This is a genomic window from Mycoplasmopsis citelli (genome assembly GCF_900660645.1).
In the GTDB taxonomy this organism is placed as follows: domain Bacteria; phylum Bacillota_I; class Bacilli_A; order Mycoplasmatales; family Metamycoplasmataceae; genus Mycoplasmopsis; species Mycoplasmopsis citelli.
On sequence record NZ_LR215036.1, the window covers coordinates 671732 to 686213 of the forward strand.

Below are 14482 nucleotides of genomic sequence, written 5' to 3' on the forward strand. Positions count from 1 at the left end.
ATATGAAAAAGAAAAATTTTAGAATGATTTCCTAAAATTTTTGTAATCTTTAAAAAGAAAGTTGATTTTTCTTTTATTGCCTATAAATCAATATTTTTAACATATTTAGCATTAGCTTCAATGAATCTACGACGAGGCTCAACTAATTCACCCATTAAAGTGGTAAAAGCTTTATCGGCTTTTAAAGCGTCTTTAATTTGAACTTGAAGCATTTTGCGATTTTCTGGATTCATGGTTGTTTCTCAAAGTTGATCTGGATCCATTTCTCCAAGACCTTTATAACGTTGAATGTTAATTTTTTGAGCTGAATTTAATTTGCTCATAATTTCTTCTTTTTGATTGTCATTATAAGCATATTCAACAGTTTTATTTTGCTGAATTTTATATAGTGGAGGTTGAGCAATGTACACAAATCCATATTCAATTAATTCCCTGAAATAACGATAAAAGAAAGTCAGTAATAAAGTTCGAATGTGCGAACCATCAACATCAGCATCAGTCATAATAATAATTTTATGGTAACGAAGTTTGTTAATATTAAAGGTGTCTCCAAGTCCAGTTCCAAGAGCAGTAATTAATGACATAATCTCTTCATTTTCAAGTACTCTTTCTTGACGAGCTTTTTCCACATTAATTACTTTTCCACGCAATGGTAAAATCGCCTGAATGTTTCGGTCACGACCCATTTTAGCACTTCCTCCGGCTGAATTCCCTTCGACAATGTAAAGTTCGCTAATTTCTGCATTTTTACTTGAACAATCACTTAGTTTACCAGGTAATCCACCATTATCAAAAGCACTTTTTCGACGTGCACTATCTCGAGCAGCATTTGAAGCAAGTCTTCCTTTACGAGCTAAAATGGCATTATCAATAATTTTCTTTGCTAAATCGGGGTTTTCGATTAACAATCGTTCAAAAACTTGTGAAAAAACTCTATTAACAGCTTGACGAGCGTCTTTTGAACCTAATTTTCCTTTAGTTTGTCCTTCAAATTGTGGATCTGGGTGCTTAATTGAAATAATTGCTGTTAAACCTTCAATTAAATCTTCCCGCACAAATTTTTCAGCATCAGTTTTAACAAAACCTTTTTCAATAGCGTAATTATTCACAATTCTAATTAAAGCATCATAAAACCCTAAAACATGGGTTCCGCCTTCATGAGTGGAAATATTATTGGTATATGAAATAATGTTGCTTCGGTAAAAATTGTGTAAATATTGACACGCCACTTCAACTCCAATAACAACTTCATTCCCATTTTGGTCTTGGTGTGAGATAAAATCATCTCCAGCATAAATAATTTCAGGATTAATCGGATTGTGACCTTCGTTTAATTCTTTAACATAATCAATAATTCCATTATCATATTGAAATTCTAAATAACTATTGTCTCGATGATCAGTTACTGAGACAAATAATCCTTTATTTAAGTGAGCAATTTGTTTAGCGTGATCAATAATTAATTCTTTATCAAAAGGAACTTTTTCCATTACAGAATAATCTGGATGAAACTCAATTTTAGTTCCACTTATTCCAGAAGGAACTTCTCCAATAACTTGAGTATGCTTAACAGTATTTCCTCCGTTAGCAAATTCAGCATAATAAAGCTTTCCATCTCGTTTCACTCAAGCTTTCATTACATCACTAAGAGCGTTTACAACACTAGCTCCTACTCCATGTAATCCTCCAGAAACTTTATAAGCATTAGATTCAAATTTTCCACCAGCATTAAGTTTTGTTAAAACAACTTCTAAAGCACTAATTCCAAAACGTTCATGAACCCCTACTGGAATCCCTCTTCCATCATCTTCAACAATGATATGCTCATCTTTGGTAATAGTAATGTCAATTTTGGTAGCAAATCCAGCCATACATTCATCAACTGAGTTATCAACAATTTCTCAAATCATGTGATGAAGACCAGTTTTTGAAGTGGTTCCAATGTACATTCCTGGACGCTTACGAACATGTTCTAAACCTTCTAAAAACTTAATATTGCTTGCATCATAATTATGTTTTTTTGCTTCCATTTTGCTCCTTTAAATAATTATTTTTATTATATCAAAATCCACGAAAATTGGGGACGAAATTCTTGCTTTGATCTCATTTTTTAAGCTCTTTTTTAGCAAACATTCAGAATAAAAAACGCAAATGTCTTTTGCGTTTTTTATCACTTTCTATTTTTAGGTAAAAATGAGCTTTTTTTGCTTGAAAGTTCATACAAAAAGCCACTCATAATCATGCATAAAAATCCTATTGAAACAAACTCAAAAAGAGCTTGAATCCAAATAAGCGATAATCATGCTTTTAGTGAACCAATTGCTTCAAGACCAAAAATTAATTTATGGGTAAATAATCCTATACTCACAAAAATTGTATTTCCTAAAGCACTAAATGCACCAACAAAAAAATAAGATATCAACTTAACCTTAAATGCTCTATTTTGATTTTTTGCGTCAACATAGCGTATAACAATTTTTTGAGCTATTTTACATAAAAAATATACAAAAAATCCTAAAATAAATCTTGGTAAAATCGAAATTAATGGATAAATAAATAAAAACGAACCAAAAGTTAGTGCTCCAAAAAATGAACAAAGACCTAAAAAAATCCCTCCAAAAAACGATCCCTTAAATCCTAAATGAATTCCCATCAAAATAACTAAAAAAGTAATTAAATTCAAACTCACAGGTCCTAAGGGAATAACTCCAGTTCGGGTAAATGTGAGTAAAATAAATAATGAAAGTCACATCGCTAAATAAACTACAAGTGAAGTTGAATTAAAAACTTTGTTTTTAGTAATAAGATAATTTAGTTTATTTTTTAAAAAAGATCAAGAAATTTTCCTGCTTTTTATAAGTATTTTGATGATAAACATATTGCTATAATTATATTGCATTATGAAAGTCTTATTACTAATTACTGGTAGTATTGCCGCTATTAAAGCTCCGCTTTTAATTAATTCCTTGCAAAAACAAGGAATTGCAGTTCAATACGCTATTTCACATGCTGCTAAGAGTTTCTTAGAGCCACAATTTACAAAAGGAAGTATTGATGTAAATTGATATCAAAAAGATAATTCTACTCATGTAGATGCAGTTAAGTGAGCTGATAAAATTATTGTTTATCCAGCTAGTTTTAATGTCATTGGAAAAGTAGCTAATGGGATTGCAGATGATTTTATTAGTACCACTTTAAGTTTGGCGAGCTTTAACAAAGTGATTTTTGCCCCTGCAATGAATACCAAAATGTTTCAAAATCCATTTTTACAAGCTAATATTACAAAGTTAAAAAATCATGGGGCCACTTTTTTAGGACCAAATTATGGAATTTTAAAAGATGGAGACATCGGAATTGGGAGAGTTATTGAACCTCAGCAACTTGTTGATTTTTTAATAAATAAACCCAAGAAGAAAGTTTTATTGACCTTTGGATACACTAAAGTTTTTCTAGATCCAGTTCGCAGTATAACAGTTCATTCATCTGGTAAAAGTGGACTCGCCCTTATTTATGTATTAGCTCAAAAATATGATCTAACTGTAATTAGTGGAAATTTGAAGCATTTAAATAATTTAATTCCTTCAAATGTTAAAATAATTAATATTGAAACATTGGAAGAATATTATGATGCTGTGGATGGAAACGTCCATGAAAATGATTGTTTTATTTCACTATGTGCAGTTAGTGATTTGGTTTTTCAAAAACATGAACATAAAATTAAAAAAGATGTTAACACAAAATTTAACTATAGTATTGGCAGAGATGTATTAAAGGATATCTCACTTAAATATCCAAACAAAATTAAAATTGGATATGCTTTAGAATCCCAAAATATCTTAGAAAACGGAATTAAAAAATTAATTTCCAAAAAATTAGATGCAATTATCATTAACGATGCTCAAAGCTTACAAAATCAAACTAGCAATGGTTTTATTGCTTTAAAAAATGAACAAATAAGCGAATTTCATAATTTAAATAAACATGATTTAGCACTAAAAATTGATAAGATATTGGAAGAGTTATGAAAAAAATAATTATATTTGATATTGGTAACACAAATATTAAAATGTACCTTTTTAATCAATCAAATAAAGAAGAAATTAACTTAGAATTAATAATTGGATCTTCACAATTATTGCTTAAAAAAAGATCTTTAGCACTACTAAAATCCCTTAAAAAAATCTTGGTATTTGACAAAACCAAGACACTTTAATTTATATTGGATCGCCTTCAGAAATTTTTGCTACTAAATTAAAACAAATTTTAGAAAATGACTTAAAGATTACTAACATCAAAATTATTAATCATAATTATCCTTTTGATGTAAAAACTGTTATTCAAAAAGAGAAAATAGGTTTAGATATTATTGCTTCTGCTTCATATGCTAATTCTTTAACAAACGATAGTTTTGTGTTTATGTTTGGGAGTGCTTCGGTGGCTATCCAAATATTAAACAAAACTATCTCAGGAGTTTCTATTGCTCCTGGGATTGGATTTTCTTTTTATAAATTACAAAAGCATCTAAAAAAATCCTCTTCAGGTAATGCTACCTGAAATTATCCTGTAACTTTTTCTGCTCAAATGGGTACAAATACTTTAAAAGCGCTTAATAGTGGACTATATAAGATGTTTTTAGGATATATTGTGTCTCATTTAGTTTTGCAAAATAAAGTAATAAAAGATATTTTCATTACTGGTGGAGACGTAAATTTAAAAGCACATTTACAGAAAGAATTAAGACTGATTTTTCCACATCTAAAGGTTCATATTGTTAATTCAATGGTTGCTTTAGGATTTGCTCAAGTTATTAATAAAAAATAAGACTTTTTTAAAAAGTCTTATTTTTAATCTTGATAATATTTTTCTAGTTCAATAAAAAATCTCATGTTATCTTTGTAATCGGAATTATAAAAATGTTCACCTAAATAATTAGAATAAACAATTAGCAAGTAGTGAATAAATCTTGCATCATCTTTATTCCCATTTGAATAATCAATTAAAATATCTCTACTTCAAAATATGTCTTCTTTATATATTTTTTGCAAATCATCAATTTTTCAATTTAAAATATTATGATAAAAAGTAGAAAATCTTAAAGATAAATTCTGATTTTTAACATAATTTACAAAGTTTTTTACCGATCCCTTTTGGTCTAAAAATAAAATTTCTTTAGGGGTTAGTGTTAGACCAAATAAATTATCTTCTCCGCTTATTTGCAAATCTTGAGATAGTTTTTTTATTTTTTTAATTTGATTTCTTTTATAAAAAATAAAAATCATTCATCAGAAAATTTGAATTGATACAAGAATTGAAAGGATTAGTAATATTAAGTTAAACAAATATTTCATAAATTCTCAGGTAGTTATATACGAAATAACAGAAAAACTAGAGCCATATGGTGGTACAGAAACTCATGTAAATCAAACTAGAAAAACTAATATTGCTTCCATTAAAACAAGAGCAGGTATCTTTTGATAGATTACTTGAATATTCCTTAATTTTAAATTTTTACAAAGAGAGTTAATCCCTTTAATAAAAAAACTATGAACTTGGATTTTGTGATATAAACAAAATTTAATTTTTTCCATTGTAATTGAATACAAAAAAGCATCAATTTTCATCGAAGTAAAATACATGTATAAAATTCGAAAAATGGCTTTTATGCATAAAATAATAAATGTTCCAGCAAAAAGAACATAAGTAGTTAAATATGGGTTCATTCTATTTCCTGGTATTGTTTAATCATAAGCTGATTTTCAAACACAAAATAAGGAGCTTTAAAATTATCTATGTCATAAATATAAAGATACATAATTGATTGAGCTTTATTTTGTAAAGTTTGTTTAATTTTTCCTTCGTAAAAAATCAAAGTTCTTTTTCTTTTAAAAAAACTGCAAGTTGAAAAAATAAATGGTAAACCCTTAGTAATAAATTGTTTATTTTTAGTTTTTTCAATGATTAAATTTTTATTAATATTATTTATTTTAAAAAAATCAAATTTAAAAAGAATTTTGATAAAGATCCTTCTTTTAAACAAAAAAGAAAATAAAAACAACAAAAAATAAATAGGTACTCAAATCCCAGAAACGAAAATTATGAAATTCATGAAAAAATAACTAGTAAATTCAAAATAGTTAATTATAAACAAGGAAATAAGTGAAATAAGTAATAATCCAAGAGACATAATTAAATAAGAATAAATAAAGAAAAGTCTTTGTTTAGTTAATATACATAGTTCTTGAATTCCTTCAATGTTTTGAAAATCTGAAAAAAATTTTTTGCTATTGTATTTTATTTTTTCAATTGATAAATCTATGAAAAATACTAATATTTTCGCTTGTGAATAACGCTTGTGTCATTCTTTTATCATGAAAAAACTAGAAAGAGGGAAAAAAGCTATTAAAACAAACAAAAAGAATCAATTCATTTTTATCCTAGATTATCATCTTTGGTTTTGTTTGGAATGCTTCTTATATATCATCCTTTTTTGGGATGATGTACTTTTTGAAGACCCCCAAACCTTTAATTCTTCTTTAGAATATCGGAGCATTTGGTCAATAGTTTTTTCCTCGTTGGTTTTAGTATTTCTAAAAATTAAATTTCTCCCTCCTCTTCCACCACAAGAATAATCATTTGTTTGATGCGTTTCATTAATAACAACTCATTTTTCTTCTTCTCAACTTTCAATTTTTTTATTTAAATCCTCTAATATGTTTTTGAGTTCGTTTTCTTTGTTTTGTATATATTTAAGTGCTTGTTCTGTTTTGGCTTCTTCACCTCTATTCAATAATATTGCTATAATATCATTACCCAAAGAAAGCAAACCCAAAGCTTTAAATTCTACCCCTTTCTTTAATGAATTTAAGAACTTATCATATCATTTGATAGGAAAATTTTTAGGTGAATAATCAAATAAAATTAGCGAAATAGCATTATAACCATATGATGTATGGGATCATATTTTGTCATGTCATTTTCCAAAAATATCAATAAATTTATTGTTATTCTCGAAAAATAACTTAATATATTTTCTTATCTTTTCTTGCAATTTTTCAATATTTTTTTCAATCTCTGACATTTTATAATGTAGTGCAAGTGACACTCCAGAAAAAGCAAAACCCGCTGCTACAGCTTTAAACTTTGTAGCTAATTCTATTTTATTAGATAATGTAGCTCCAGTTGATAATACAGAACCAACACTTGGTATAAAAGCAAAATTTAGGTTTACATATTTTTGATAAACCCAATATTTTAATTCTGGTATTAATTTTTCTGTTAGTATTTTTAATTGATTTCTTTTATTTTTTAAATCTTGAAATATCAAAGATGTAAGTTTTGATTTTTCTTGTTCAGTAATATTAATTTTTTTAGCTAAAATATTTTTGTTTTCGGTTTCTAAATCTGTGTTTGCTGAAACAATTGAAGAAAATTGTGCTATACCAGAAACAGGCTGACCTAATTTTAAAAATAGTGATTTCATTTTCATACTCCATTATTTTTTATAGACTAATACTAATTATTAAAAAATAAAAAACCTCAAATTTATTGAGGTTGAATTATCATTAATAGAAAATACAAAAGTTATTTTTTCTCTTTATGATTAGTATGTTTATTGCATTTTGAACAATGTTTAGATAATTCTACTCTCTCTGGATGATTTTTTTTGTTTTTCTTTGAGATATAGTTTTCCATTTTGCATTCTGTACATGCTAATGTGTATCCTTCTCTAGCCATAACTACTCCTTTAATTAATTAAGATAAATAATAAATGTTAGTTTGAGTTATTTAAACAGAGTTTAAATAACCTCGTTTATTATCTATTATAGTATAAATTTTAAAATTACTTTATTTTTTCATTAAATCTGAAAACATATTAAATTCATCACTATATTTTTGAATGTTATTTATGATAAATTTATCATGAAATTTCTTATCAATTAGTTTATCTGCAAGCAAAATATCTAAATAGTAAATAAGAATTTCAGGATTAAAAAAATATTTATAATCAGTATATAGTGAGAAAATGTTTTTAACTTCTTCAAAAACTATTTTTTTTAGTTTTTTGGGATATTTCATTTGGACAATGTTCCGTAAAAATTCATCTCGATCGACAATTTGTAAATCTTTTTCAGGATAACACTTAATATCTAAATCAAAATCAATAAATTTAAGGGTTTGATCCTCGAAAATCGGTTTAGAAGCAATGTTCATATAGTGATAAATTCCTGCATTTTGTTTAAGTAGTAAAATTGCATTAAAATATGAATTTTTAGGAAAAAATCACAATGCATGTTCAGTATATTTTCAGTGATTAATTTTTTTATTATAATCACTTACTTTGGTATTACATAAAAATAAAACAATGTGTCTTGAGTTATTAAAAATAACCTTAGCCGAATTTCATTGACGATATAAAAAACCATTAAATTTATAAGCTTGAACATCGATCATTTGTCCAACTCTTAAATTTTTAAAATCTCTTTCCATGTCAACTTCTTTTTTTATATTTATATTTTTATTATATCAATATCAAAGTAATAAATTTTAGAAAAAACTTTAAAAAATTTATTTTTGTGCTATACTTATACTACAGTGATTATAGCGACAGGGATCACCTGATACCATTCCGAACTCAGTAGTTAAGCCTGTTAGTGCCGACGATAGCAGAGATGTTAAAATAGGGAGTTGCTGTTTTTTATTTTCATTTTATACTATATTTTAAATTAAAAACAAAAGTAACCTTAGGGTTACTTTTGTTATTGCCTTGCTAAGGCTTTTAGTGAATAACGATCTTTAAATCATTGAGTTTTTTTGACTTTTCACATAATCAAAGTTTGGATGATAGTAAATAAACCAGTGAAAATTCAATAAATTTGAACCCCAGCTGAGAATAAAATAACAAACACAGTAAAAACAATAATCATAATTTGTTGTGTTCTTTCTTGCTTTTTGAGTGCTTGACGCTCAGCAATTGAAGTTCTTTCTTTGAATCGTTTTTTATTTAAAAGCATTGGTAAAACTGAAGAAGCAAGTTGAATAAGAACTGCTAAAATCAGTATTAATAAGTAAATAAATTGACCTTCTGCCACTTTTTGATATGAAGTTGAACCAAAGTTAATTCCAATTCATTCAGTTGATTTAATCGATGGAATAATTTGAATTGCCCTTCACATGGTAATAAAAATTGGTAAGGTGAAAAATTGAGCACCAATAGTATCAAGCATTGAAATATTGTACTTTTTATTTAATGTTTGCAATTCTTGTGCTTTACGTGCTTTCATTGCTTTATTATTTTCAAAACCAACATATTTAGCTTCAATAACAGCTCGTTTGCTTTTTAACTCTTCTTGAACTGACATTTTTGCAGTTGATTTAAAAGTAAAAGCAAAAACTAATCCTCTAATAATAAATGTGACAATAAATAAAACAATAATGGTTCCTCAACCTTTTAAAATTCCAATTCCTTGAGAAATTCCATTAATAACTCATGAAGTTGGGTATACAAAAATTCCATAAAAAGGTCCATATTTTCACGCTTGTCCTCAAGAAGAAATGTTTAAAAGTGGTAATGCGTCTTGGAAAGCCAGTTTATTAACTGGATCTCCAATTCCAATTACATTTTTTTCAAATTCATATTTACTTGAATTTTCGGCAGCTTTTTCTGCTGCGGTTGATTTATCTCCACTTTGAGCAACAATTTGTGATGATGTCACATTCCCATTTTGAGTTCATAAATAACCAGTAAGTGCAAATCAAGAGTTCATTATTTCGATGTATTTTTGAATTAAAACTTCTTCCTTAGCAGTCAAAGTAAATAAAACTGGTTTTTTTGCTTGTGCATTTTTTTGAGCTTCTTGTATTTTCTCTACTAAAAAAGTTGAAGGATCCTTACCTAATGTTTCTACAAATTGTGAATCTTTAGCGAAGGTTTTGTCATAAAACAACTGTAAAACATCGCGATTAAATTTTCTAATTAATAAAGCTTCTTGCTTTTCAGGATCATTAAAATCAGAAATATTTTCTTTTTCTCCGTTATATGAAGCTACTTGTCCTAAGCCCGAAACTCAAGTAACTGAAATATTTCCGTTATTATCTATTGCTTCTTTTGCAACAGTGGTTGTCCCTTTTTCTTCGCCACCTACTTTAGCATATTTTAGGAAAATTTTTCCATTTTTAGCTCAGTCATAATAGTAATTAAAGAAATAAATAGGTTTAATTTTATTGACAAATTCATAATCAGGCAAATCTGCTTGAATTTGATTTGTTGATCTAATTGTTGCAACTAGATATTTATTATTTTCGTTGTGAAAAATAGTATCTTTATTTTCGTTTAAAACAATACCTGATGAATAAGTGTTATCTCTTCCGAAATAACCTTTATCTCCATCTTTACCATTTAGTTGTTCTCTAACTGCTTTTATCACATTAGGATCTGAAATATATGGATTGGCATTGGTATTAACTTTATAGGTATTTATATTTATTTTGCTTGTTTCAGAATTTTTTCCTGAAGAAGGAAGTTCTAAAGTTTCTGTTTTATTTTCAAGCACAGTAACTTTAGGACCAATTTTGCTTCTTGAATTAGTGAATTCTAATCCAGCTCCAACATTTGTAGATGTTCGAATAGCAAAGGACTGAATACACCCTGTTAAAGTAATTCCTAAAATAAAAATTAAAAGAATAATTTTAATTCATTTTAGGGTTCGTTTAATGAGCTTTTTTCTTTTTTCAACAGGATCTTTATCTTGTATAAAATAGTTAAATTTGTCTGATCTTTTCATTTTTAAACTTTTCAAATAATTCTTTAATAGCTTTTTCTTTTTGCTCAAAAGAAGCTAATAAAAATTCTTTTCGAACTATAATAACAAACTTATAATTGAAATTTTGTATTCCAATATTTTGTAAAATAGCTCTTAATTGTCTCTTATAGTAATTCCGTTTAACTGCAATTGCAAATTTTTTTGAAACTGTTAAACCAACTTTTAAAATATCAGATTCTTGATAATAAACAATAATGTATTTATTCAAAAACTGCTTTTTGAGGTCGATAATTTCATTGAACTCTCAATTTTTCTTTAGTCGATTTTCTTTTTTCATTTTAATTATTTATCTGAAACTGTTAAATATTTTCTACCTTTAGCTCTTCTTCTAGCTAATACTTTTCTACCATTTGCTGTTTTCATTCTAGCTCTAAAACCGTGAACTTTTGCATGTTTACGTTTGTTTGGTTGGTATGTTCTCTTGCTCATATTCCCTCCTTTTTAATAGTTAAAATAAACGTATTTAAATTATAGCAAATACGTAAAAAAGCGTTTTTTGATATTTTAATAACTTTTTAGCTCATTTTTCGCATTAAAAAGTCATAATCCTTTGTTTTTTAACAATACTTTTGCTATGTTGTTTGAACAAAAAGTGTATAATTTTTACTACAAAAATGAGGTTATATGTTAGACATTAAGTACGTTTTAAAAAATCCACAAAAAACAAAAGAATTATTACAAAAAAGAGGTTTTGATTTATCAATTTATGAGCAATATTTAGAATTAGCTCAAAAAAGAGGGATTTTAATGTTTGAAGCTCAAAGTAAAAAATCAGAGCTAACAAAATTATCAAAAGATTTTTCAAAATACAAAAATGACTCTGAAAAATTAAGCGAATTAAAATCTTTAATTGCCAAAATTAAAGAGCAAGAAGCACACCTAACTCATCAAGCTGATTCATTAAATGAACAAATTGAAAAATTAGCTCTTACTATTCCTAATTTACCTCTTGATGAAGTTCCTTACGGTAGTAGCGAAAATGATAATGTGGTTTTATCAGAACACCCAAATTTAGGGCGTGGTCTTGTTAAGGCGATGCTCCCTCATTATGAAATAGCTAAAAAACTTGATATTTTAGACATTGAACGTGCAGTTAAATTATCTGGATCAAGATTTATTATATACAAAAATGCAGGAGCAAAATTAACAAGAGCTTTAATTTCGTTTATGCTTGATTTACACGTTTTAAGCGGATATACAGAATTAACTACTCCTGTTTTAGTTAAATCTAAAGCGCTATACGGAACTGGTCAACTTCCTAAATTTGAAGAGGATTTGTTCAAATTAAATAAAGATGATTTTTACTTAATTCCTACTGCTGAAGTTACTTTAACTAATTACTATAATGATGAAATTGTTAATTTATCAACACCTTTTAGAGCAACTGCATATACTGAGTGTTTTAGAAGCGAAGCTGGAAGCTCAGGAAAAGACACTAAAGGAATTTTAAGACAACATCAATTTAAAAAAGTAGAGCTAGTTAAAGTTACTAGTGCTGAAGATGCAATACCAGAATTTAATTTAATGCTTCAAGATGCAAAAAATGTGCTTGAAAAATTAGAAATTCCATATCGAGAATTGCTTTTATGTACAGGAGATATGAGTTTTGGATCTCGAAAAACTGTTGACTTAGAATTATGATTACCAAGCGAACAACGTTATCGAGAAGTTTCTTCAGTTAGCTACATGGGTGATTTTCAAGCTCGAAGAGCTAAAATTCGCTATAAAGATAATAAAGGTGTAAATCAATACGCTCACACCATGAATGGTTCAGCACTTGCAATTGATCGGGTTATTGCAGCCATTCTTGAAATTTATCAAAACGAAGACGGATCAATTACAGTGCCTAAAGCATTAATTTCTTATATGGGAATGGAAATTATCAAATAAAGCTTAAACAAAAGCTTTATTTTTTATTTTTTTTGGTTTTTTTGATAAAAAATTTATTACTAAAGTATGAACAAAAATAAAGGAATGCTACTTGAAGAAATTATTAACAATACTATTTCATTTTTAGCTATTAATAATATTGCTTTCATTGAAAAGAAACTTTTACCTTATAAATTCCGAACTATTCAGAAAAATCAAAACAAATTAAAAGCTTATTCGGTGGAAATTATAGGTAAAAGTACAGTTGATTATATCGGAATTAATTCAAGGGGAAAATTTATATGTTTTGAGGCAAAAACTTGTGAGGGTGACACCTTTTATCTTAATCAAATTAAATCACATCAATTTTTATATTTATCTCAAATACACAAATTGCAAGGAATTGCTTTTGTAATTTTATATATGTCTAGCTATAATTTATTCTTCAAAATTCCTTTTGAGTCTTTAGAAAAAGCGCTCGAAAATTCTAAATCAATGCATATAAACTGATTAAAAGAAAATTCTAAAGCTTTAACTTTAGAATTTCCGGGTTATTTAAATTTTCTTGATTAGTTAAAATCAATTAATTCACGTAAATATTTTGAAGGTTTGTATTTAATTACACGTCTTTGTGGAATATCTACAAATTTCACTTCCCCTTCTTTTTCATCTTTTGAGAATTTATTATAGATTTTACGTGGACGTTTAATTGCTGTTGAGAAAATACCCAATTGTGATAATTGAATTTTATCTTCGGTAATTAGTTGTTCTTTTAAAACAAAAACCATTGCATCAAAAACTCTATCTACTTCTTTAGGAGCAACTTCGATTTTTTCAGCAACTGCAGCAATAAATTCTTTTTTAGTCATTAAGTCTCCTTACATTTATATGTAGTTTGTATAGCTAAATTATATAGACTTTAAACAAATAAAAAAATAAAAAACCTGTATTTTGTGGATAAAAATATTTTTAAGCTTTAAAACACTCTGACCAAAAACTAGTTAAAAAAATTTAAAAAATGGTTATTTTTGAGGAAAATATAGCTTTTTTATTTCAAATTTGCTTAAATATTAATATAATGAAATATTAAGATCATTTTTTTTAATTAAAAATCCTTAATTTTCCGAAAAAGTTATTTTTTAAAAATTAATAAAATTAGAAAAATCTTAATGAAAATTTTTTGAAAAATTTCCATAAAATACAGGTTTTAAGCAGATTAAAAAATTATTATTTTGCTTTTATTGAAAGTTTATATATTTTAAAATATAGATTGCTAATTAATTTAAATACGAGGAGATATATGAAGAAAATATTAAACTTATTAAGCATTACATCAGCTGCAATTTTGCCTGTTGCAGTAGCAATATCTTGCACCAGTAAAAAACCAAGAATTTCTGAACAAGGTACAATAGAATTTTCAATTATTAATCAGGAAGAGCTTGAAAAAGCAATTAAAGCTTCTGATAAAAGTTACATTACCTTATATTTCAGACCTTCTAAAAATCAATTTCGTGAGTACCGAAAAGAACCTAATCTTTTAAGTGTTCCAAAAGGAACTCCTGAATTAAAAGGATTAAAATCAGATGGTGTTACAGAAATTAAATCAATTAAGCTTTTCTATAAGGATTACAAATATCCAAAGAACAACGTAGAAGATGTTAAAGTTAAACAAGGTTATGTTGTTATTCAATATTTATTAAATGATAAATTATATCAACAGGAATTAAAACTGCCTGAAAAAGCTAGTGGAGAAAATAATCCAGAAAAACAAACTTAAAATAAGATTCATTTAA

16 protein-coding genes and 1 rRNA gene are annotated in these 14482 nt (G+C 26.8%); 7 read left to right on the forward strand and 10 right to left on the reverse strand.

Going from position 1 to position 14482, the window contains the following annotated elements:
• Positions 1-80: 80 nt before the first annotated feature.
• Together EXC58_RS02370 and EXC58_RS02375 are read right to left on the reverse strand one after the other, a co-directional pair.
• A complete protein-coding gene (locus EXC58_RS02370) occupies positions 81-2030 on the reverse strand; it encodes a DNA topoisomerase subunit B (protein ID WP_129725446.1) in 1950 nt (649 codons plus the stop codon).
• Between the two features lie 137 nt (positions 2031-2167).
• Complete coding sequence (locus tag EXC58_RS02375; RefSeq protein WP_129725447.1) at positions 2168-2899, reverse strand: ECF transporter S component; 732 nt, start codon at positions 2897-2899, stop codon at positions 2168-2170.
• Position 2900: 1 nt separating this feature from the next.
• Here EXC58_RS02375 and coaBC point away from each other — a divergent pair, with 1 nt between their 5' ends.
• From coaBC to EXC58_RS04775, 3 genes are read left to right on the forward strand one after another with little or no spacing between them, the layout of a single operon-like run.
• Entirely contained in the window at positions 2901-4034 is a 1134-nt protein-coding gene (gene coaBC, locus EXC58_RS02380) for a bifunctional phosphopantothenoylcysteine decarboxylase/phosphopantothenate--cysteine ligase CoaBC (protein ID WP_129725448.1), read from the forward strand.
• Complete coding sequence (locus EXC58_RS02385; protein ID WP_129725449.1) at positions 4022-4213, forward strand: hypothetical protein; 192 nt, start codon at positions 4022-4024, stop codon at positions 4211-4213. Before coaBC ends, EXC58_RS02385 begins: the two co-directional genes overlap by 13 nt.
• 38 nt (positions 4214-4251) lie before the next feature.
• Complete coding sequence (locus EXC58_RS04775) at positions 4252-4821, forward strand: type III pantothenate kinase (protein WP_334295059.1); 570 nt, start codon at positions 4252-4254, stop codon at positions 4819-4821.
• 23 nt (positions 4822-4844) lie between these two features.
• On the opposite strand, the gene EXC58_RS02395 is transcribed toward EXC58_RS04775, so the two are convergent.
• The 4 genes from EXC58_RS02395 to EXC58_RS02410 all read right to left on the reverse strand — a co-directional run bounded on the left by EXC58_RS02395 (position 4845) and on the right by EXC58_RS02410 (position 8487).
• Complete coding sequence (locus tag EXC58_RS02395; protein WP_129725451.1) at positions 4845-5720, reverse strand: hypothetical protein; 876 nt, start codon at positions 5718-5720, stop codon at positions 4845-4847.
• Between the two features lie 719 nt (positions 5721-6439).
• The gene (locus EXC58_RS02400; protein WP_129725452.1) at positions 6440-7480 is read right to left on the reverse strand and encodes a hypothetical protein; all 1041 of its coding nucleotides are present in this window, start codon (positions 7478-7480) and stop codon (positions 6440-6442) included.
• 101 nt (positions 7481-7581) lie between these two features.
• Positions 7582-7734: a 50S ribosomal protein L33 gene (gene rpmG, locus EXC58_RS02405; protein ID WP_036434678.1), complete on the reverse strand. Its 153-nt coding sequence runs from the start codon at positions 7732-7734 to the stop codon at positions 7582-7584.
• A 111-nt stretch (positions 7735-7845) separates the two neighbouring features.
• Complete coding sequence (locus tag EXC58_RS02410) at positions 7846-8487, reverse strand: DUF402 domain-containing protein (protein WP_129725453.1); 642 nt, start codon at positions 8485-8487, stop codon at positions 7846-7848.
• 101 nt (positions 8488-8588) lie between these two features.
• On the opposite strand from EXC58_RS02410, the gene rrf reads away from it, so the two are divergent.
• A 5S ribosomal RNA gene (gene rrf / locus EXC58_RS02415) occupies positions 8589-8694 on the forward strand.
• A 62-nt stretch (positions 8695-8756) separates the two neighbouring features.
• Here the strand turns inward: rrf and yidC are convergent.
• The 3 genes from yidC to rpmH are packed head-to-tail and all read right to left on the reverse strand — an operon-like array spanning position 8757 to position 11249.
• A complete protein-coding gene (yidC, locus tag EXC58_RS02420; RefSeq protein WP_129725454.1) occupies positions 8757-10781 on the reverse strand; it encodes a membrane protein insertase YidC in 2025 nt (674 codons plus the stop codon).
• A complete protein-coding gene (gene rnpA, locus EXC58_RS02425) occupies positions 10759-11097 on the reverse strand; it encodes a ribonuclease P protein component (RefSeq protein WP_129725455.1) in 339 nt (112 codons plus the stop codon). Before rnpA ends, yidC begins: the two co-directional genes overlap by 23 nt.
• A 5-nt stretch (positions 11098-11102) precedes the next feature.
• A complete protein-coding gene (gene rpmH, locus EXC58_RS02430; protein WP_036464075.1) occupies positions 11103-11249 on the reverse strand; it encodes a 50S ribosomal protein L34 in 147 nt (48 codons plus the stop codon).
• Between the two features lie 195 nt (positions 11250-11444).
• Here rpmH and serS point away from each other — a divergent pair, with 195 nt between their 5' ends.
• Both serS and recU read left to right on the forward strand, forming a co-directional pair.
• Positions 11445-12710 carry a serine--tRNA ligase gene (serS, locus tag EXC58_RS02435; RefSeq protein ID WP_129725456.1) on the forward strand — a complete coding sequence of 422 codons (1266 nt, stop codon included), beginning with the start codon at positions 11445-11447 and terminating at the stop codon, positions 12708-12710.
• A 66-nt stretch (positions 12711-12776) separates the two neighbouring features.
• Positions 12777-13262 carry a Holliday junction resolvase RecU gene (gene recU / locus EXC58_RS02440; RefSeq protein WP_129725457.1) on the forward strand — a complete coding sequence of 162 codons (486 nt, stop codon included), beginning with the start codon at positions 12777-12779 and terminating at the stop codon, positions 13260-13262.
• On the opposite strand, the gene EXC58_RS02445 is transcribed toward recU, so the two are convergent.
• Positions 13259-13558: an HU family DNA-binding protein gene (locus EXC58_RS02445; protein WP_129725458.1), complete on the reverse strand. Its 300-nt coding sequence runs from the start codon at positions 13556-13558 to the stop codon at positions 13259-13261. The two genes, recU and EXC58_RS02445, sit on opposite strands and share 4 nt — an antisense overlap.
• A 431-nt stretch (positions 13559-13989) precedes the next feature.
• On the opposite strand from EXC58_RS02445, the gene EXC58_RS02450 reads away from it, so the two are divergent.
• Positions 13990-14466 carry a hypothetical protein gene (locus EXC58_RS02450; protein ID WP_129725459.1) on the forward strand — a complete coding sequence of 159 codons (477 nt, stop codon included), beginning with the start codon at positions 13990-13992 and terminating at the stop codon, positions 14464-14466.
• Positions 14467-14482 lie beyond the last annotated feature (16 nt).